The 17,910-nt window shown below is 74.9% G+C and carries 16 protein-coding genes and 1 pseudogene; 10 read left to right on the top strand and 7 right to left on the bottom strand.

What is annotated here, in order from left to right; all coding sequences use genetic code 11:
- Positions 1 to 120 (top strand): annotated as a pseudogene (locus FA014_RS03545) (Mur ligase domain-containing protein); the annotation flags it as partial.
- A 415-nt stretch (positions 121 to 535) separates the two neighbouring features.
- Positions 536 to 1,021, top strand: a complete 486-nt coding sequence (locus FA014_RS03540) for a MarR family winged helix-turn-helix transcriptional regulator (protein ID WP_154728329.1) — start codon at positions 536 to 538, stop codon at positions 1,019 to 1,021.
- A 236-nt stretch (positions 1,022 to 1,257) separates the two neighbouring features.
- On the opposite strand, the gene FA014_RS03535 is transcribed toward FA014_RS03540, so the two are convergent.
- On the bottom strand, positions 1,258 to 2,670 hold the full coding sequence (locus FA014_RS03535) for a class II fumarate hydratase (RefSeq protein WP_154728328.1): 1,413 nt from the start codon (positions 2,668 to 2,670) through the stop codon (positions 1,258 to 1,260).
- Positions 2,671 to 2,848: 178 nt separating this feature from the next.
- Positions 2,849 to 3,514, bottom strand: a complete 666-nt coding sequence (locus tag FA014_RS03530) for a carbonic anhydrase (protein WP_154728327.1) — start codon at positions 3,512 to 3,514, stop codon at positions 2,849 to 2,851.
- A 202-nt stretch (positions 3,515 to 3,716) separates the two neighbouring features.
- Here FA014_RS03530 and FA014_RS03525 point away from each other — a divergent pair, with 202 nt between their 5' ends.
- From FA014_RS03525 to FA014_RS03510, 4 genes are read left to right on the top strand one after another with little or no spacing between them, the layout of a single operon-like run.
- A complete protein-coding gene (locus FA014_RS03525) occupies positions 3,717 to 5,009 on the top strand; it encodes a sugar ABC transporter substrate-binding protein (RefSeq protein WP_230322837.1) in 1,293 nt (430 codons plus the stop codon).
- Positions 5,006 to 5,992 carry a carbohydrate ABC transporter permease gene (locus tag FA014_RS03520; RefSeq protein WP_230322835.1) on the top strand — a complete coding sequence of 329 codons (987 nt, stop codon included), beginning with the start codon at positions 5,006 to 5,008 and terminating at the stop codon, positions 5,990 to 5,992. The genes FA014_RS03525 and FA014_RS03520 overlap by 4 nt, the downstream gene beginning before the upstream one ends.
- Positions 5,992 to 6,840: a carbohydrate ABC transporter permease gene (locus tag FA014_RS03515; RefSeq protein WP_154728325.1), complete on the top strand. Its 849-nt coding sequence runs from the start codon at positions 5,992 to 5,994 to the stop codon at positions 6,838 to 6,840. Before FA014_RS03520 ends, FA014_RS03515 begins: the two co-directional genes overlap by 1 nt.
- Positions 6,841 to 6,873: 33 nt before the next feature.
- Positions 6,874 to 8,172 carry an ABC transporter ATP-binding protein gene (locus FA014_RS03510; RefSeq protein ID WP_154728324.1) on the top strand — a complete coding sequence of 433 codons (1,299 nt, stop codon included), beginning with the start codon at positions 6,874 to 6,876 and terminating at the stop codon, positions 8,170 to 8,172.
- 102 nt (positions 8,173 to 8,274) lie between these two features.
- Here the strand turns inward: FA014_RS03510 and FA014_RS03505 are convergent, their stop codons facing one another.
- From FA014_RS03505 to FA014_RS03495, 3 genes are all read right to left on the bottom strand, one after another.
- Positions 8,275 to 9,210 (bottom strand): carbohydrate kinase family protein, encoded by a 936-nt coding sequence (locus tag FA014_RS03505; RefSeq protein WP_154728323.1) that lies wholly within the window; start codon positions 9,208 to 9,210, stop codon positions 8,275 to 8,277.
- Positions 9,211 to 9,340: 130 nt separating this feature from the next.
- Entirely contained in the window at positions 9,341 to 9,589 is a 249-nt protein-coding gene (locus FA014_RS03500; protein ID WP_154728322.1) for an exodeoxyribonuclease VII small subunit, read from the bottom strand.
- 53 nt (positions 9,590 to 9,642) lie between these two features.
- Positions 9,643 to 10,494, bottom strand: coding sequence for a helix-turn-helix transcriptional regulator (locus FA014_RS03495; RefSeq protein WP_154728321.1), 852 nt, complete (start codon positions 10,492 to 10,494; stop codon positions 9,643 to 9,645).
- A 101-nt stretch (positions 10,495 to 10,595) separates the two neighbouring features.
- Between FA014_RS03495 and FA014_RS03490 the strand changes: the two genes are divergently transcribed.
- Positions 10,596 to 11,360: an SDR family oxidoreductase gene (locus FA014_RS03490; RefSeq protein ID WP_154728320.1), complete on the top strand. Its 765-nt coding sequence runs from the start codon at positions 10,596 to 10,598 to the stop codon at positions 11,358 to 11,360.
- An 81-nt stretch (positions 11,361 to 11,441) separates the two neighbouring features.
- Here the strand turns inward: FA014_RS03490 and xseA are convergent, their stop codons facing one another.
- On the bottom strand, positions 11,442 to 12,782 hold the full coding sequence (xseA, locus tag FA014_RS03485) for an exodeoxyribonuclease VII large subunit (RefSeq protein WP_154728319.1): 1,341 nt from the start codon (positions 12,780 to 12,782) through the stop codon (positions 11,442 to 11,444).
- Between the two features lie 164 nt (positions 12,783 to 12,946).
- Between xseA and FA014_RS03480 the strand changes: the two genes are divergently transcribed.
- Complete coding sequence (locus FA014_RS03480; RefSeq protein WP_154728318.1) at positions 12,947 to 13,987, top strand: 4-hydroxy-3-methylbut-2-enyl diphosphate reductase; 1,041 nt, start codon at positions 12,947 to 12,949, stop codon at positions 13,985 to 13,987.
- 153 nt (positions 13,988 to 14,140) lie between these two features.
- Here FA014_RS03480 and FA014_RS03475 read toward each other — a convergent pair whose 3' ends face one another.
- Entirely contained in the window at positions 14,141 to 15,526 is a 1,386-nt protein-coding gene (locus FA014_RS03475) for a DNA recombination protein RmuC (RefSeq protein ID WP_154728317.1), read from the bottom strand.
- Between the two features lie 51 nt (positions 15,527 to 15,577).
- Here FA014_RS03475 and FA014_RS03470 point away from each other — a divergent pair, with 51 nt between their 5' ends.
- Positions 15,578 to 16,345: an ABC transporter ATP-binding protein gene (locus tag FA014_RS03470; protein WP_154728316.1), complete on the top strand. Its 768-nt coding sequence runs from the start codon at positions 15,578 to 15,580 to the stop codon at positions 16,343 to 16,345.
- A complete protein-coding gene (locus FA014_RS03465) occupies positions 16,321 to 17,886 on the top strand; it encodes a hypothetical protein (protein WP_154728315.1) in 1,566 nt (521 codons plus the stop codon). The genes FA014_RS03470 and FA014_RS03465 overlap by 25 nt, the downstream gene beginning before the upstream one ends.
- The last annotated feature ends 24 nt before the right edge of the window (positions 17,887 to 17,910 follow it).

The following is a 17,910-nucleotide window of genomic DNA, read 5'->3' as shown; positions in this document are numbered from 1 at the left end:
CAGGTCCAGCCCGGCTCGCTGTTCGTGGCGCTGCCCGGCGAGCACGCCGACGGCCACGACTTCGCGGCCGCCGCGGTGCGCGCCGGCGCCACCCTGGTGCTCGGCTCGCGGCCGGTGACGCAGGACGAGCTCGGCGACGACCGGGGCGGCCGCGGCAGCGAGGGCGGACGTCGCGGCCACCGCGACGGTGAGCGCGCCGCCGACGAGCGCCATCAGCCGCAGCCGCCAGGCGTACCCGGTCGACCGCCCGTAGAGGGAGGCCAGGGCGCCGAGCGAGGCGTAGCCGGCGAGGTCGAGCCGGCCGACGGCCGCGACCACCAGGAAGGCGAGCGTGACGCTCGCCCCGCACCGGATCGCGCCGCCCAGGGAGTCCCGGGTGCTCGGCCCGCCGCGGTGCGGCCGCACGGCGGCGCTCAGCTGGGACGGGTGCAGCAGGGCGGCGACGAGGGACAGGCGGTGCACCCGGACATCGTCCCACCGAATCGTTCACGGGTAAATGATTCGTGAAGCAACTCACGCTCGGTAGGGTGGCCGCGTGGACAGCGTGGACCGCCTGCGCGCGGACTGGGAGCGCGAGGCCCCCGGCCTCGACGTGGCGCCGATCGCCGTGGCCGGCCGGATCACCCGCATCGCCGCGCTGCTCGACGCCCGGGCGGAGACGGCGCTCGCCGCGGCGGGCCTGACCCGGGGCGAGTTCGACGTGCTGTGCGCGCTGCGCCGCGCCGGCCGCGCGCTGCGCGCCGCCGAGGTGTCGACGATCACCGCCGCGTCCCCGGCCGCGATCACCAAGCGCGCGGACACCCTGGTGCGGGCGGGGCTGGTGGCCCGCGCGATCCCGCACCGGGACCGCCGGGGCGTGCTGCTCGAGCTGACGGCCGAGGGCCGCGCCGCGGTCGACCGGTTGATGCCGGAGCACCTCGCCCGGGAGGCGGACGCCCTCGGCGGGCTGGCGGCGCACGAGGCGGAGGCGCTCGCCGCGCTGCTGTCCCGGGTGCTGGTCCGGGTCGAGGGCGGGGCCTGAGCGGGCCGCACGGCCCCGCGGCCCCGCCCCGGCCGCCCAGGGGTGCGGGCGGACGACGGCGCGGCCGAGGTGCGACCGGCCGTCACCACCCCGGGTGACGTCGCGCCCGACCCCGTGCGGGGAGCGGACGAAATCCCCGCGGAACCGGCCCGCCGCACGGCTCGACCTGGCACGCTGGGGCGCGACGCCGTCGGCCCGGGACCCCCTGCCCCGGACCGGCGGCGTCGTCGCGTCGCTCAGGCCTTCGGGCGCGTCATGCTCAGCAGGTCGAGCGCCGCGTCGAGCTGCTCCTCGGTGACCTCGCCGCGCTCGACGTAGCCGAGGTCGACGACCGCCTCGCGCACCGTGATGCCCTGCGCCACCGCGTGCTTGGCGATCTTCGCGGCAGCCTCGTAGCCGATGACGCGGTTCAGCGGGGTGACGATCGACGGGGACGACCCGGCGTAGGCCGCGCCGCGCTCGGTGACCACCTCGATGCCGTCGACCGTCCGGTCGGCGAGCACCCGGCAGGCCGCCGCCAGCAGCCGCTCGGACTCCAGCACCGCCTGGCCCATGACCGGGATCTGCACGTTGAGCTCGAACGAGCCGCTGGCGCCGGCCCACGCCACGGTCGCGTCGTTCCCGACCACCCGGGCGGCGACCATGAGCACGGCCTCCGGGATCACCGGGTTGACCTTGCCCGGCATGATCGACGAGCCCGGCTGCAGGTCGGGGATGCGGATCTCGCCCAGGCCGGTGTTCGGGCCGGAGCCCATCCAGCGCAGGTCGTTGCAGATCTTGGTGAGGCTGACCGCGATGGTCTTCAGCGCGCCGGACAGCTCCACCAGCCCGTCCCGGGCGCCCTGCGCCTCGAAGTGGTCCCGGGCCTCGGTCAGCGGCAGGCCGGTCTCCTCGGCGAGCAGCGCGATGACCCGCTGCGGGAAGCCCGCCGGGGTGTTGATGCCGGTGCCGACGGCCGTGCCGCCGAGCGGGACCTCGGCGACGCGGGGGAGCGCCGCCTGCACCCGCTCGACGCCCCGGCGCACCGCGGCCGCGTAGCCGCCGAACTCCTGGCCGAACGTCACGGGCGTCGCGTCCATCAGGTGCGTGCGGCCGGCCTTGACGTCCCCGGCGTGCTTCGCGGCGAGCCGCTCCAGCGACGCGGCCAGGTGCTCCAGCGCGGGGACCAGGTCGTTGACGGCGCCGTCGGTGGCGGCCACGTGCACGGAGGTCGGGAACACGTCGTTGGAGGACTGCGAGGCGTTGACGTGGTCGTTGGGGTGGACGTCGGCGCCGAGGGACCGGGACGCGAGCGTCGCCAGCACCTCGTTCATGTTCATGTTCGAGGAGGTGCCGGAGCCCGTCTGGTAGACGTCGACCGGGAAGTGCGCGTCGTGCCGGCCGTCGGCGACCTCGTCCGCCGCGTCGGCGATCGCGCGGGCCACCGCGGCGTCGAGGATGCCGAGCTCCGCGTTGGCGAGGGCGGCGGCCTTCTTGACCCGGGCGAGCGCGGCGACGTGCCCGCGCTCCAGGCCGGTCCCGCTGATCGGGAAGTTCTCGACCGCGCGCTGGGTCTGCGCGCGGTAGAGGGCGTCCGCGGGGACCCGGACCTCGCCCATGGTGTCGTGCTCGATGCGGTACTGGACGTCGTCGTCGGCGTGCAGGCTCATGCCGCCGATCCTGCCACCGCCAGGGACCGAGGTCCCGACCACCTGCCCGCAGGGTGGCGCACGTCACACCCCTCCTCCCTCCGCCCCGTTCGGCGAGATGGCAGCTCTCGGCTGGGCACGAGGGATGCGGCACAGCCGAGAGCTGCCATCTCGGCGAGCGAGCGGCGGAGCGAGGGGGTCAGGCCGGGAGGGGGACGTCGCCGATGTCGCCGATGGCGGAGGTGAGGCGCGCGTGGCCGTCCGCGAGGGCGTACTCCACGCCGACGACCGCGACGCGACCGGCGTCGATGCCCTCGGCCAGCGTCACCGAGTACGAGCGCAGCATGTCGACGGTGTGCCGGACGTGCTCGTGGCCGAGCTCGGCGGGGTCCACCGACGACAGGTCGCGCGGCCGGCCCTCGGCGTCGGAGCCGTGCGCGAGCGACACGATCGAGGGGATCACCCGGTCGACGACGGCGCGGACGAAGCCGCGCTGCAGCTCACCGGTGGTGAGCGCCGCCGTGGCCGCCGCCACCGCGCCGCACGAGTCGTGGCCGAGCACGACGACCAGCGAGGCGCCGAGCACCTCGACGCCGTACTCGATCGACCCGATCACGGTGGTGTCCAGGACGTGCCCGGCCGTGCGGACCACGAACACGTCGCCGAGGCCCTGGTCGAAGATGATCTCCGCCGCCACGCGGCTGTCCGAGCAGCCGAACACGACGGCGAACGGGTGCTGCGCCGTGCTGACCTCGGCGCGGCGGTCGATGCCCTGGGACGGGTGCTCCATCGCGCCGCGGACGAACCGGTCGTTGCCGTCGCGCAGCGCGGTCCAGGCCTCGGCGGGGGTCGTGGGGTGTGCCATGCGCCCATCGTCGCACCGCCCGCCTGGTGCCAGGGACCGAGGTCCGGGCACGCGCCCCGCCGCCGGGCGACGGCGCCGGGCGATCCGCCGCTCCGGTGGCAGACCCCTGCGGCTCGGTGTAGCCCTAGGGGTGGAAGCGTGGAGACGCCGCGGATCCCCAGGTCGGGGCGCACGCGGCGCCGGACTGAGGAGAGCGGTGCGCGTGCGAAGACGGTCGAGGGCGATCGCCGGGGTGTCGGTGCTCGCGCTGGGGGCGGGGCTGGCGGCGTGCGCGCCGGGCGACTCGACCCCGGTGCTCACCTGGTACACCAACCCGGACGCGGGGGGCCAGGCGAAGCTGGCCCAGCAGTGCACGGAGGAGGCCGACGGCGCGTACCGCATCGAGGTCTCGGTGCTCCCGCGCGACGCCAGCTCGCAGCGCGAGCAGCTGGCGCGGCGGCTGGCGGCGTCCGACTCGTCCATCGACCTGATGAGCCTGGACCCGCCGTTCATCCCCGAGCTGGCCAACGCCGGGTTCCTGGCGCCGGTGCCCGACGACATCGCCGAGCAGGTGAGCCAGGACGTCGCCGAGGGTGCGCTGCAGGGCGCGTCCTGGGGCGACGAGCTCGTCACCGTGCCGTTCTGGGCCAACACCCAGCTGCTCTGGTACAAGAAGTCGGTCGCCGAGGCCGCCGGCCTCGACCCCGCCGCCGCGCCCGTGACCTGGGACCAGGTGATGGACGCCGCCCGCGACCAGGACAAGACGCTCGGCGTGCAGGGCATCAAGGCCGAGGCGTACACGGTGTGGATCAACGCCCTGGTCGAGTCGGCCGGCGGGCACATCGTGGAGAACCCCGAGGCGTCGGCCGAGGACGTGGAGCTCGGGCTGGAGTCCGACGCCGGCAAGGAGGCCGCCCGGATCATCGGCGAGATCGGCTCCGACCGGCTCGGCGGCGCCGGGCTGCCCACCCAGGACGAGAACGCCTCCCTCACCCAGTTCCAGGGGGACAGCGGGTCGTTCATGGTCAACTGGCCGTTCGTCTGGCCGGCCATGCAGGCGTCCGTCGAGGACGGCGCGCTCGACCAGTCGTTCCTCGACGACGTCGGCTGGGCCGTCTACCCGCAGGTGACCGAGGGCACCGACGCCGCACCGCCGTACGGCGGGATCAACCTCGGCGTCGGCGCGTTCAGCGAGCACGTCGACGAGGCCTACGAGGCCGCCGCGTGCATCGTGAAGCCCGAGAACCAGGCCGCGTACTTCGTCTCCGACGGCAACCCGCCGTCCTCGACCGTCGCCTACGACGACCCGACGGTGCAGGAGACGTTCCCGATGGCGGACGTCATCCGCCAGTCGCTGGAGCAGGCGGCGCCGCGGCCGCAGACCCCGTACTACAACGAGGTGTCCCAGGGGCTGCAGGAGACGTGGCACCCGGCGGCGTCGGTCGACCCGGACCGGACGCCGCAGGAGTCCACGGACTTCATCACCGCCGTGCTGCGAGGGGAGCGGCTGCTGTGAGTACCGAGATCACCGGCGCCACGGCGGGGACGACGGCGCGGGCCACCCGCGGCGCCGGCCCGGACCGGGCGTCGAAGCCCCGCAAGTCCGACCGCGCCCGGGCCGAGGCCCGGCTGGGCTGGTTGCTCGCCGGCCCGGCGTTCGTGGTGATGCTGGCCGTCACCGCCTACCCGATCCTGCAGGCCGTCTACGACTCGCTGTTCCGGTTCCGGCTCACCGCGCCGGACGACCGGGCGTTCGTCGGGCTCGGCAACTACGGCGTGGTGCTGGGCGACCCCGTGTTCTGGCAGTCGCTCGGGGTGACGACGCTGATCATGGTGATCACCGTCGCCATCGAGCTGGTGCTCGGCTTCGCGCTCGCGCTGGTGATGCACCGGGCCGTGCTCCGGCTCCGCGGGCTGCTGCGCACCGCGATCCTCGTGCCCTACGGGATCATCACCGTCGTCTCCGCGTTCGCGTGGTTCTACGCGTTCGACATCAGCTCGGGCTACGTGAACAGCTGGTTCGACTGGGTGCCCGGGATCAGCGAGGACCTGAACTGGTTCGCCGGCACCGGGACCAGCCTGTTCGTCATCATCGCCTCCGAGGTGTGGAAGACCACGCCGTTCATCTCGCTGCTGCTGCTCGCCGGCCTGGCGCAGGTGCCGGGCGACCTGGAGGAGGCCGCGCAGGTCGACGGCGCCACCTGGTGGCAGCGGATGAAGCGCGTGGTCCTGCCGAACATGAAGGCCGCGATCATGGTGGCCGTCCTGTTCCGGGCCCTCGACGCGTTCCGCATCTTCGACAACGTGTTCATCATGACGAACGGCGCCAACGGCACCACCGTCCTGTCGCTGCTGGCCTACCGGACGTCCATCGGGCGCCTGGAGATCGGCCTCGGCTCCGCCATCTCGGTGCTGCTGTTCATCTGCGTGATCGTCATCTGCTTCATCGCGATCAAGATCTTCAAGGTCGACCTCGCCGGTGCCCGAGGGGAGAAGTGATGGGGACCCTGTCCGGCAAGCAGAAGGTGGCCTGGGCGGCCATCACCGTCGTGGTGCTGGTGTACGCGCTGTTCCCGGTCGCGTCGATCATCGCGACGTCGTTCAAGCTCCCCAGCGACCTCAGCACGGGCAAGTTCCTGCCCACGACGTGGTCCTGGACGAACTACGAGCAGATCCTCGGGCCGGACGGCTCGGCGCAGGACCTGTTCCTGTCCTCGCTGCGCAACTCGATCGGCATCTCGCTGATCGCCACCGCGATCTCCTCGGTGCTGGCCACGCTCGCCGCGTACGCGATCGCCCGGCTCGACTTCCCGGGGCGCAAGCTCATCCTCACCACCGCGCTCGGGGTGTCGATCTTCCCGGTCATCTCGATCGTCACGCCGCTGTTCAACCTGTGGCGGAACATCGGCCTGTACGACACCTGGCCGGGACTGATCATCCCGTACCTGTCGCTCACGCTCCCGATCTCCATCTGGACGCTCACGGCGTTCTTCCGGCAGATCCCGTGGGAGCTCGAGCAGGCCGCGCAGGTCGACGGCGCGACCACCTGGCAGGCGTTCCGCAAGGCGATCGTGCCGCTCGCGGCGCCCGGCGTGTTCACCACCGCGCTGATCGCGTTCTTCATCGCCTGGAACGACTTCGTGTACGGGATCTCGCTGACCTCGACCGAGGCGGCCCGGCCCGTGCCCGCCGCGCTGGCGTTCTTCTCCGGCGCGTCCCAGTTCGAGGACCCCACCGGCGCGATCTCCGCCGCCGCCGTCGTCGTGACCATCCCCGTCGTCGTCCTGGTGCTGCTGTTCCAGCGCCAGATCGTGTCCGGGCTGACCCAGGGCGCGGTCAAGGGCTGACGCCCTCACCGCCCGGACCCCCAGGAGGAGCACATGGCATCCATCACCCTGACGGACATCGTCAAGAAGTACGGCGACGGCTACCCGGCCGTCAACGGCGTCAGCCTCGACATCAAGGACGGCGAGTTCGTCATCCTGGTCGGCCCGTCCGGCTGCGGGAAGTCGACGCTGCTGCGCATGATCGTCGGCCTGGAGGACATCACCTCCGGCGAGCTGAAGATCGGCGACGAGGTCGTCAACGAGAAGGCCCCGCGGGACCGGCACCTCGCGATGGTGTTCCAGAACTACGCGCTCTACCCGCACCTGACGGTGTTCGAGAACATCGCCTTCCCGCTGCGGCTGCAGAAGGGCAAGTTCACCGAGGAGCAGATCAAGGACAACGTCGAGTTCGCGGCGGACACCCTGGAGCTGCGCGAGCACCTGGACCGCAAGCCGGCCAACCTGTCCGGCGGCCAGCGGCAGCGCGTCGCGATGGGCCGCGCCATCGTCCGGGACGCGCGCGCGTTCCTGTTCGACGAGCCGCTGTCCAACCTGGACGCCAAGCTGCGCGGCCAGATGCGCACCGAGATCGCCCGGATGCAGCGCCGGCTCGGCACCACCACCGTCTACGTGACCCACGACCAGACCGAGGCCATGACGCTCGGCGACCGGGTGGCGGTGCTCCGCAAGGGCGAGCTGCAGCAGGTCGCCAGCCCGCGCGCGCTCTACGAGCAGCCGGTCAACCTGTTCGTCGCCGGGTTCATCGGCTCCCCGCCGATGAACTTCCTGCCCGGCGAGGTGCAGGGCGACACCCTCAGGCTGCCGTTCGGCGAGGTGCCGCTGACCGACGCGCTCCGCGACCAGATCGGCGGGCGGGGGCTCGTCATCGTCGGCCTGCGCCCCGAGCACGTCGAGGACGCGAAGGTGCTGGACGAGGACAAGCGCGCGAAGGGCGTCACGTTCCAGGCCGACGTCGACGTGGTCGAGTGGCTGGGGGCCGAGCTGTACGCCTACATCCCGTTCGAGACGCACGCCGACGTGGCCCAGAAGCTCGAGGAGCTCGACCGCGACCTCGACGGCGAGGGCATGCGCACCCAGGTGATCGTCGCGCTCGGCTCGGAGAGCCGGGTCCGGGACGGCAGCCGCGCGGAGCTGTGGTTCGACCCGAAGCGGCTGCTGATCTTCGACCCGGAGTCGGGGGAGAACCTCACCTACGACGTCGAGGCGGCGCGCCGCATCGACGGCGAGACCGAGGAGGACCGCCGCGCAGCCCTGGAGCGCGCGCACCGCGACGCGGAGAAGCAGGGCGACGGCGAGGCGTCCGCCGCGGGCCGCCACCGCCAGGCGAGCTGACCCACCCGCCGAGCTGCCCCACCCGCCGAGGTCGAGGGTCTCCGCCGAGGTCGAGGGGTTCCGCGCCCTCTCCGGCGCGGAACCCTCGACCTCGCGGCAGGGTCAGGCCTCGAGCTCCGCGGACGTCGGGGGGTTGGCGCCCGCGCGGGAGACCGTGATCGCGGCCACCTGGGCGCAGCGGACCAGGACGCGCTCGATGGTCGGGCGGTCGATCGCCCGCAGCGACTCGCGGCGGTCCGCGCCGAGCAGGTCCGCCGCCCACAGGCCGTCGACCAGCGCGCCCATGAAGGAGTCGCCCGCACCGACGGTGTCCGCGACCTGCACCCGCGGCGCCTCCACCAGCACCTCGTCGCCGGCGGCCGTGATCGCCAGCGCGCCCTCCCCGCCGAGCGTCACGACGACCACCGCCGGCCCGCGGCCGAGCCAGTCGCGCGCGATCTCGGCCGGCGCCACCCCCGGGTGCAGCCAGGCGAGGTCCTCGTCCGACACCTTGACGACGTCGGCCAGCGCGACCAGCCGCTCGACGACCGGCAGGGTCTCGTCCGGCGAGCCCATCAGCGCGGGGCGCAGGTTGGGGTCGTAGGTGATCGTGGACCCGTCCCGGCGGTCGGCGAGCAGCCGGGCGACCGCCTCGCCGCCGGGGGCGATGACGGTCGCGATCGAGCCCGTGTGCACGACGACGGGCGCCTCGGGGTCCTCCTCCCACCGGGTCGGCAGGTCCCAGGTCAGGTCGAACTCGTAGGTCGCGGCGCCCTCGGCGTCCAGGTGGGCGCGGGCCACGGGGGTGCGCTCGGGGGCGCGGTCGCCGACGAGCACGTGCACGCCGGAGCCGGCCAGGTGCTCCCGCACCAGGTCGCCGTGCGCGTCGTCGCCGAGCCAGGTCAGCAGGTCGACCCGGCGGCCGAGCCGTCCCAGACCGATCGCGACGTTCGCGGGGCTGCCACCGGGGTGCTCGGCGGGCTCGGAGCCCGGGCGGAGCACGACGTCGACGAGGGCCTCCCCGACGACGAGGGCGCGGGGGGCGGGCTGCTCGGTCATGGGACTCCTTCGCGTCCGGCGGCGGTGCCGGGTCGGGGGGTGGGGTCGAGCGGGGGTGCGGAGGGGCGGTGCGGGCGTGCGGGCCGGGGCCCGCGGGCCGGCGCGACGGGGAGCCGTCGGGCCGCGGGCGTCAGGAGCCCGCGTCGTCCCCGGCGCCGTCGGCCGCGCGGGCCGCGTCGAGCCGGGCGCGCGCCCCGTCCAGCCACTGCTGGCAGCGCGCGGCCAGCGCCTCGCCGCGCTCCCAGAGCGCGAGCGACTCCTCGAGCGTCGCCCCGCCGGCCTCCAGCCGGGAGACGACGGCGACGAGCTCGTCGCGCGCCTGCTCGTAGGACAGGTCGGCGACGCCGGGGGCGTCCGGGGTGGGGGTCGTGTCGCTCACGGCACCATCCAAACAGACCGCCGCTGCCGCCGCGCCCACCCGGGGGCGCGGGTTCAGCGCCCCGTGCCGGCGAACTCCTGCGTCCCGAGCACCGACAGCAGCCGGAGCCGGCTCTCGGCCTCGCTGCGCGGCGCGGCGGTCAGGACCAGGAGCGTCTGGGTGCCGTCCTCGGTGAACAGCGCCTGGCAGTCCACCTCGATCGGGCCGACCCGGGGGTGGACCAGCACCTTGTGGTCCTCGAACCGCCGGGCGACCTCGTGCGCCTCCCAGATCGCGACGAACTCGGGGCTGAGCGCCGACAGCTCGCGCACGAGCTCCGCGGCGCGCGACCGCGGCCCCTCCGCCCCGAGCGTCGCCCGCAGCGAGGCCACCTGCGCGCGGCTCTGCCGGTCCCGGTCCTCCTCGGGGTACATCAGGCGCTCGGTGCCGGGGTGCGCGAACCAGCGGTAGATCGCGCTGCGCTCCCACCCGGTGAGCCCGTCGACCGGGCCGAACAGCGCGCGGGCGAGGTCGTTCTGCACCAGCGTCCGGCCGAGCCCGTCGAGGATCAGGGCGGGGCTGTCCGTGAGCCGGTCCAGCACCCGGAGCAGCCCGGGCGCGACGTAGTCCTCGCGCGCCGCGCGGTCGGGCGCGCTGTGGCCGGCGACGCGGTAGAGGTAGTCCCGCTCGTCCGGGGTCAGCCGCAGCGCCCGGGCCAGCGAGCCGAGCATCTGGGTGCTCGGCTGCGGGCCGCGACGCTGCTCGAGCCGCGTGTAGTAGTCGGTCGACATCACCGCGAGCTGCGCGACCTCCTCCCGGCGCAGGCCGGGCGCGCGTCGGCGGGCGCCCGGCGGCAGCCCGACGTCACCGGGGCGCAGGGCCTCGCGGTGCCGGAGCAGGAAGTCGGCCAGCGCGTCGCGATCCACCCGAGCAGTATCGGCGGGCACCGGCCCCCGCAACCAGGGATCGCCGGTCCCCCGACAAGCACTCCCTGGTGGGGCCCCGGGCGCCGCAGAAGACTCGGAGCATGCGAATCAACGGGAACACCGTCTTCATCCCCGGCGCGACGAGCGGCATCGGCCTGGCCCTGGCCGTCGCCCTGCACGAGCGGGGCAACGAGGTGATCGTGGGCGGCCGCCGCACCGAGCTGCTCGACCGCGTCACCGCCGAGCACCCCGGGATCCACGCCTACCGGATCGACACCTCCGACGCGGAGGACGTGGCCGAGGTCGCCAAGCGCGTCATCGCCGAGCACCCCGAGGTGAACGTCCTGGTCCCGATGGCCGGGATCATGCGCGTCGAGGACTGGACCGACCCGGCCGGGTTCCTCGGCACCGCCGAGCAGACCGTCACCACCAACGTGCTCGGCCCGATCCGGCTGATCGCCGCGTTCGTCGAGCACCTGCAGACCCGCCCGGACGCCACGATCCTCACGGTCTCCTCGGGGCTCGCGTTCGCCCCGCTGCAGGTCACGCCCACCTACAACGCCAGCAAGGCGTTCATCCACATGCTCAGCGAGTCGATCCGGCTGCAGCTCGCCGGCACCGGCGTCCGCGTGGTGGAGCTGGAGCCGCCGTCGGTGCAGACCGACCTCATGCCGGGCCACCGGGAGAACGCGGACGCGATGCCGCTCGACGAGTTCGTCGCGGAGGTGGTGGACCTGCTCGAGACGCAGCCCGACGCCACCGAGATCCAGGTCGAGCGCGTGAAGTTCCTCCGGTACGGCGAGGCGCGCGGGGACTACCCGCAGGTGGTCGCGGCGCTCAACCGGCGGGACCCGCACGGGAAGTAGCCGGGCGGCTGCCAGGCCGCACGCGCGGTCCGGCGCCGCGCCGGTCCCGTCGGTGCGCGGGGTGGCGGACCGCGGACGCGGTCAGGCGTCCTCGGCGTCCGCCGCCGCGGGGCGCCTGCGCCCGGGAGCGACCGCCAGCACCGTGGCCATGAGCTCCCCGCGGGACACCCGGATGCGCAGCGAGTCCTTCGCCGCGACCTCGGTCGCCTCGCGGACCACCCGGCCGTCGGAGGTCTGCACCACGGCGTACCCGCGGTCCAGCGTCGCGGCCGGGGACAGCGCCCGGACCTGCGCGGCCAGCGCCCGGGTGGAGGTGACCGCGCCCGCCAGCGCGTGGTCCAGGCTGCGGCGGGCGTGGTCCCGGGCGCGCAGCACCTCGGCCTCCCGGGTGTCGACCATCGTGTGCGGCCGGGCGAGCACCGGGCGGCTGCGCACCTGCTCCAGCCCGGCGGCCTCGCGGGCCACCCGGTGCTCGACGGCCGAGCGGATGCGCGCGCGGGCCTGGGTGACCCGGGCGCGCTCCTCGCCGACGTCCGGCACGATGCGCTTCGCCGCGTCGGTCGGGGTCGACGCGCGGTAGTCGGCGACCAGGTCGAGCAGCGGGGTGTCCGTCTCGTGGCCGATCGCGGACACCAGCGGGGTGCGGCAGGCCGCGGCGGCGCGCACCATCGCCTCGTTGCTGAACGGCAGCAGGTCCTCGACCGAGCCGCCGCCGCGCGCGACGACGATCACCTCGACCCGCGGGTCCGCGTCCAGCTCGGCGATCGCCCGGCTGACCTGCGGCACCGCACCGACGCCCTGCACCGCGACCTCGCGGACGACGAACTCCACCTGGGGCCAGCGCGCGCGGGCGTTGACCACGACGTCGTGCTCCGCCTTGGACTCCCGCCCGCACACCAGGCCCACCACCGCGGGCAGGAACGGCAGCGGCACCCGGCGCTCCGGGTCGAACAGGCCCTCGGCGGCGAGCACCCGCTTGAGGTGCTCGATCCGGGCGAGCAGCTCGCCGACGCCGACCGCGCGGACCTCGTCCGCGTTCAGCTGCAGCGTGCCGCGCTTCGTCCAGAACGTCGGGCGGGCGTGCACGACGACGTGCGCGCCCTCGGCGAGCGGCGTCGCCGCGCCCGACAGCACGCCCGCGGGCATCGACACCGGCAGCGACATGTCCGTGTCCGTGTCCCGCAGCGTCAGGAACGCGATGTTCGCGCCCGGCCGGCGGTTGAGCTGGACCACCTGGCCCTCGACCCACAGCGGCGACATCTTCGCGACGTAGTCGGCGATCTTCACCGAGAGCAGCCGCACCGGCCAGGGGCGCTCGGCGGTCGTCTCGTTCGCGCGCGCGGGCAGCTCGGCGGGGGCGCCGGGGCCCGGGACGCCCGGGGACTCCGGGCGGGGGGTCGTGGGGGAGGACGGCTGCTGCACGGGCCCACCCTGCCACGCGGCCCCGACAGGAGCCGCCCGCCCGGCACCAGCGTGCCGAGATCGGTGCTTCGCGCCGAGATCGGTGCCCAGGACGACCGATCTCGGGCGGAGGCACCGATCTCGGCGCCCAGCGGCGTGCCCGGCGGGCCGCCTACGATGGGCGCGTGACCGTCGGCACCGAGCACGGCCCGGCCCCCGCGGGCCGGCGCGTGCTGCTGGCCGCCCCGCGCGGCTACTGCGCCGGGGTCGACCGCGCGGTCGTCGCCGTCGAGCAGGCCCTCGAGCACTACGGCGCACCCGTGTACGTCCGCAAGGAGATCGTGCACAACCGGCACGTCGTCGACACCCTCGCGGCCCGCGGCGCGGTGTTCGTCGACGAGACCGACGAGGTCCCCGAGGGCGCCCGCGTGGTGTTCTCGGCGCACGGCGTGTCCCCGGCGGTGCGCGCGGCGGCGGAGGCCCGGTCGCTCCGCACGATCGACGCCACCTGCCCGCTGGTGACCAAGGTGCACCGGGAGGCCGTGCGGTTCGCCGCGGCGGACCTCGACATCCTGCTGATCGGGCACACCGGTCACGAGGAGGTCGAGGGCACCCAGGGGGAGGCGCCCGCGCACGTCCAGGTGGTCGACTCCCCGGACGCCGTGGCCGACGTCGTGGTGCGGGACGAGAGCCGGGTGGTGTGGATCTCGCAGACCACGCTGTCGGTGGACGAGACGATGGAGACGGTCCGCCGGCTGCGCGAGCGGTTCCCGCTGCTGCAGGACCCGCCGAGCGACGACATCTGCTACGCCACCCAGAACCGGCAGGTGGCGGTCAAGAAGCTCGCGCCGGAGTGCGACGTGGTGATCACCGTCGGGTCCGCGAACTCGTCGAACTCGGTGCGGCTGGTCGAGGTCGCCCGCGAGGCGGGGGCACGGGCGTCGTACCGGGTGGACACCGCCGCGCAGGTCGACCCGGCGTGGCTCGACGGCGCCCGGACCGTCGGGGTGACCTCGGGGGCGTCGGTGCCGGAGATCCTCGTGCGGGACGTGCTGGACGTGCTGGCGGCGCACGGGTTCGGCGACGTCGAGGAGGTGCGGACCGCGACCGAGGACCTGATGTTCTCGCTGCCCCGGGAGCTCCGCGCCGACCTGCGCGCGGCCGGCGGCGACGACCCGCGCCCGCGGCGCGGCGACCGCCCGGACCTGGCCGTTCGCCCCGTCTGAGCCACGGCCCGCCTGGACCGGCCTCAGACCTGGCCCGCCTGGACCGGCCTCAGACCTGGCCCGGCCGGACCGGCCTCAGACCTGGCCCGGCCGGACCGGCCTCAGACCTGGCCCGGCCGGACCGGCCTCAGACCTGGCCCGGCCGGACCGGCCTCAGACCCCGCCCGGCCCGGCCTCCGGGGGCCGCACGTCCCCGAGCACCGCGTCGTCCAGCGCTCCCAACGCGTCGGCGGCGCGCCGCCCCGTCCCGGGCGCGGCCGGCGCGTCGGGCCCCAACCCCACCACCTGCTGCGTCTCCCACGCGACCAGCTCCGGTGCCGTCACCACGGACAGCCGGCGCTCGACCGACGGCGGCGTCTCCAGGCCGGCGTCCACGACCCGCAGGTCGGCGAACTTCCGCGCGCTCACCAGCACCCGCGACTCGAGGGAGGCGACGGACTGGTTGTAGGCGGTCGCGGCCGAGTCGATCGCCCGGCCGACCTTCGACAGGTGCCCGCCGAGCGTCGCGATCCGGCCGTGCAGCTCCTTGCCCAGGTCCAGCACCGCCTGGGCGTTGCTGGCGAGCGCGTCCTGCCGCCAGGCGTAGGCCACCGTCCGCAGCAGCGCGAGCAGCGTCATCGGCGTCGCGATGACGACGTCCTTCTCGAAGGCGCGCTCCACGATCGCGGGGTCGACGTCGATCGCCGCGTGCAGGAACGCCTCCGCCGGGACGAACATGACCACGAACTCCGGCGACGGGCTGAACTGGTCCCAGTACCGCTTGGCCGCGAGCTGGTCGACGTGCGTGCGCAGGTGCCGGGCGTGCGCGGCGAGCCGGCGCTCGCGCTCGGCGGGGTCGGTGGCCTCGGCCGCCTCGAGGAACCCGAGGAACGGCACCTTCGCGTCGACCACCACGCGCTTGCCGCCCGCCAGGTGCACCACCATGTCGGGCCGCAGCAGCCCGTCGTCGGTGCGGACCTGGTCCTGCTCGGCGAAGTCGACGTGCGGCAGCATCCCCGCGGCCTCGACCACCCGGCGCAGCTGCACCTCGCCCCACCGCCCGCGGACCTGCGACGCGCGCAGCGACGTCACGAGCTGGGCGGTCTGCTCCCGCAGCCGCCCGGCCTCCTCGCGCATCTGCCGCACCTGCTCGCCCAGCGCGGCGTCGTGCTGCGCGCGGGTCTGCTCGGCGGTGCGCAGCTCGGCCCGGACGGCGTCGAGGGTGCGGGCCAGGGGGTCGACCATCGAGCGGACCGCCTGCTCGCGCTGCGCGAGGTCGCCGGTCTGCTCCTGGTGCCGTGCCGCGAGGCTCTGGTGGGCGAGGGCGAGGAACTGCTCGCTGCTCTGCGCCAGCGCGTCGGCGGCGAGCGCCCGGAACCGCTCGGCCTGCCGGTCGGCGTCGACGGTCCCGCCGCCGAGCTCCGCCGCGGTGCGCCAGCGCGCGGCCTCCACCTCGGCCCGGCGCAGCCGCGCCCCCGAGCGGCCGGCGGCCAGGAGCCAGCCGAGGGCGAGCCCCGCGAGGAGCGCCCCGGCGAGAGCGAGCACGAGTCCGGTGTCCATGACCTGCAGATTGCCAGGCGCCACCGACACGCCCGCCCCTATGCTGGATCGATGGAGCCGATGTCCGCTTTGTCCATCCAAGGGGTGTGGAAGAGGTTCGGCACGAAGATCGCCGTGGCGGGCGTCGACCTGGAGGTCCCGGCCGGCTCGTTCTACGGCCTGGTCGGCCCCAACGGCGCGGGCAAGACGACGACGCTCTCCATGGCGACCGGCCTGCTGCGCCCGGACTTCGGGCGGGTGCTGGTGCGCGGGCAGGACCTGTGGGCGGACCCGCCGGCGGTCAAGGCCGGCCTCGGCGTGCTCCCCGACGGCATGCGGCTGTTCGACCGGCTCACCGGGGCCCAGCTCGTCACCTACGCGGGCCTGCTGCGCGGCCTGGACCGGGACACCGTGCGCGACCGGACCGCGGACCTGCTGCGCACCTTCGACCTCACCGCCGACGCCGACACCCTGGTCGTCGACTACTCGGCGGGGATGACCAAGAAGATCGGCCTGGCCTGCGCCCTCGTGCACGCGCCGCGGGTCCTGGTCCTGGACGAGCCGTTCGAGGCGGTCGACCCGGTGTCGGCGGCGAACATCCGGGACATCCTCGCGGCCTACGCCGCCGGCGGCGGCACCGTCGTGGTGTCCTCGCACGTGATGGACCTGGTGCAGCGGATGTGCGACCACGTCGCCGTGATCTCCGGCGGCCACGTGCTCGCGCAGGGCACGGTCGACGAGGTGCGCGGGGACGACTCGCTGGAGGACCGGTTCGTCGAGCTGGTGGGCGGCCGGCGCACGGAGGGGGCGCTCGCGTGGTTGCGCACCTCGTCCGACTGAAGCTGACCCTGCTGCGCAACGGCCTGCGGCGCAGCGTGTGGAAGGTCGTCGCCCTGGTGCTGTCCGTCCTGTACGCGCTCTTCCTGCTCGGGCTCGCGGTGGTCGGCCTGGTGGCGCTCGGCGCGCACGACGACCCGGAGCTCACCCGCACCGTCGTCGTCCTGGGCGGCGCGCTGCTCGTCGCGGGCTGGTGGTTGCTGCCGCTCGTCGCGTTCGGCGTGGACAGCACCCTGGACCCCGAGCGGTTCCAGCTGTTCGCGATCCGCCGCCGGCACCTGCTGACCGGCCTCACCCTCGCCGGCCTGGTCGGCGTGCCCGGCGCCGCGACCCTGGTGCTCGGCGGCGCGTCGGCCCTCGCGTGGTGGCGGGAGCCGGGGGCGCTCGCGGCCGGGCTGGTCGGCGGGGCGCTCGGGGTGGCGGTCTGCGTCGTCGGCTCGCGCGCGATCACCACGATGCTCGCGCCGCTCGTCGGCGGGCGGCGGTTCCGGGAGGTCGCCGCCGTGCTCGCGATCGTCCCGCTCATGCTGATCGGCCCGATCCTGCTCGGCGCGACCGCCGGGCTGCAGGCGGTCGCCGACGCGCTGCCGGAGGTCGGCGCCGTCGTCGGCTGGACGCCGCTCGGGGCGCCGTGGGCGCTCGCGGGGGACGTGCAGGCCGGCGCGTGGCTCGCGGCCCTCGGCAAGCTCGCGGTCACGGGGGCGACCCTCGCGGTGCTGGTCGGCGTCTGGGACCGGGCTCTGTCCGCGGCGCTCGTGCGCTCGCCCGGCGGTGCGGGCCACGTCGCCCGCAGCCAGGGCCTCGGCTTCTTCGCCCGGTTCCCCGCGACGCCGACGGGCGCCGTGGCGGCACGCAGCCTCACGTACTGGCTCCGCGACCCCCGGTACGCGGCGGCGGTCGCCGTCGTCCCGGTCATGGTGCTGCTGCTGTGGTTCACGGGGCGGGGTGGCGGGATCCTGCTCGGTGCCGGCGTCGTCGTGGCGTTCGTCATGGGCTGGTCCCTGTCGGCGGACATCTCCTACGACGACACCGCGTTCTGGACGCACGTCGCGGCGCCGGTCGACGGCCGCGTCGACCGGGCGGGCCGCGCGGTCGCCGGGATGGTGGTCGGCGGCGTGGTCGTGCTCGCGACCGACGTGCTCGTGCTGGGCGTCGCCGGGCGCTGGGACGCGACGCTCCCGGTCGTCGGCATGTCGCTCGGCGTGCTGGCCGTCGGCGTCGGGGCGTCCTCGATCTACTCGGCCCGCGTCGTCTACCCGGTGCCGAAGCCGGGGGACAACCCGTTCTCGACGCCCCAGGGCTCGTCGTTCGCCGTGATGCTCACCCAGTCGCTGGGCATGCTCCTGCTGCTGGCGGTCTGCGCGCCGACGGTCGGGCTCGGCATCGCCGCCGTCGTCACCGGGCACGCGCTGCTCCAGGTGCTCACGCTGGTCGTGGGGCTCGGGGTGGGCGCGGCCGCGCTGGTCGTGGGCGTGCGGGTCGGCGGCGGGCTGTACGACCGGCGGGCGCCGGAGCTGCTGCAGACCATCCGCTCCTTCGCCTGAGGGCCCACCGGGAGCGCCCGCCCC

The organism is Cellulomonas hominis, from assembly GCF_005239125.1.
In the GTDB taxonomy this organism is placed as follows: domain Bacteria; phylum Actinomycetota; class Actinomycetes; order Actinomycetales; family Cellulomonadaceae; genus Cellulomonas; species Cellulomonas hominis_A.
This window is presented reverse-complemented; position numbering and strand designations above follow the sequence as displayed.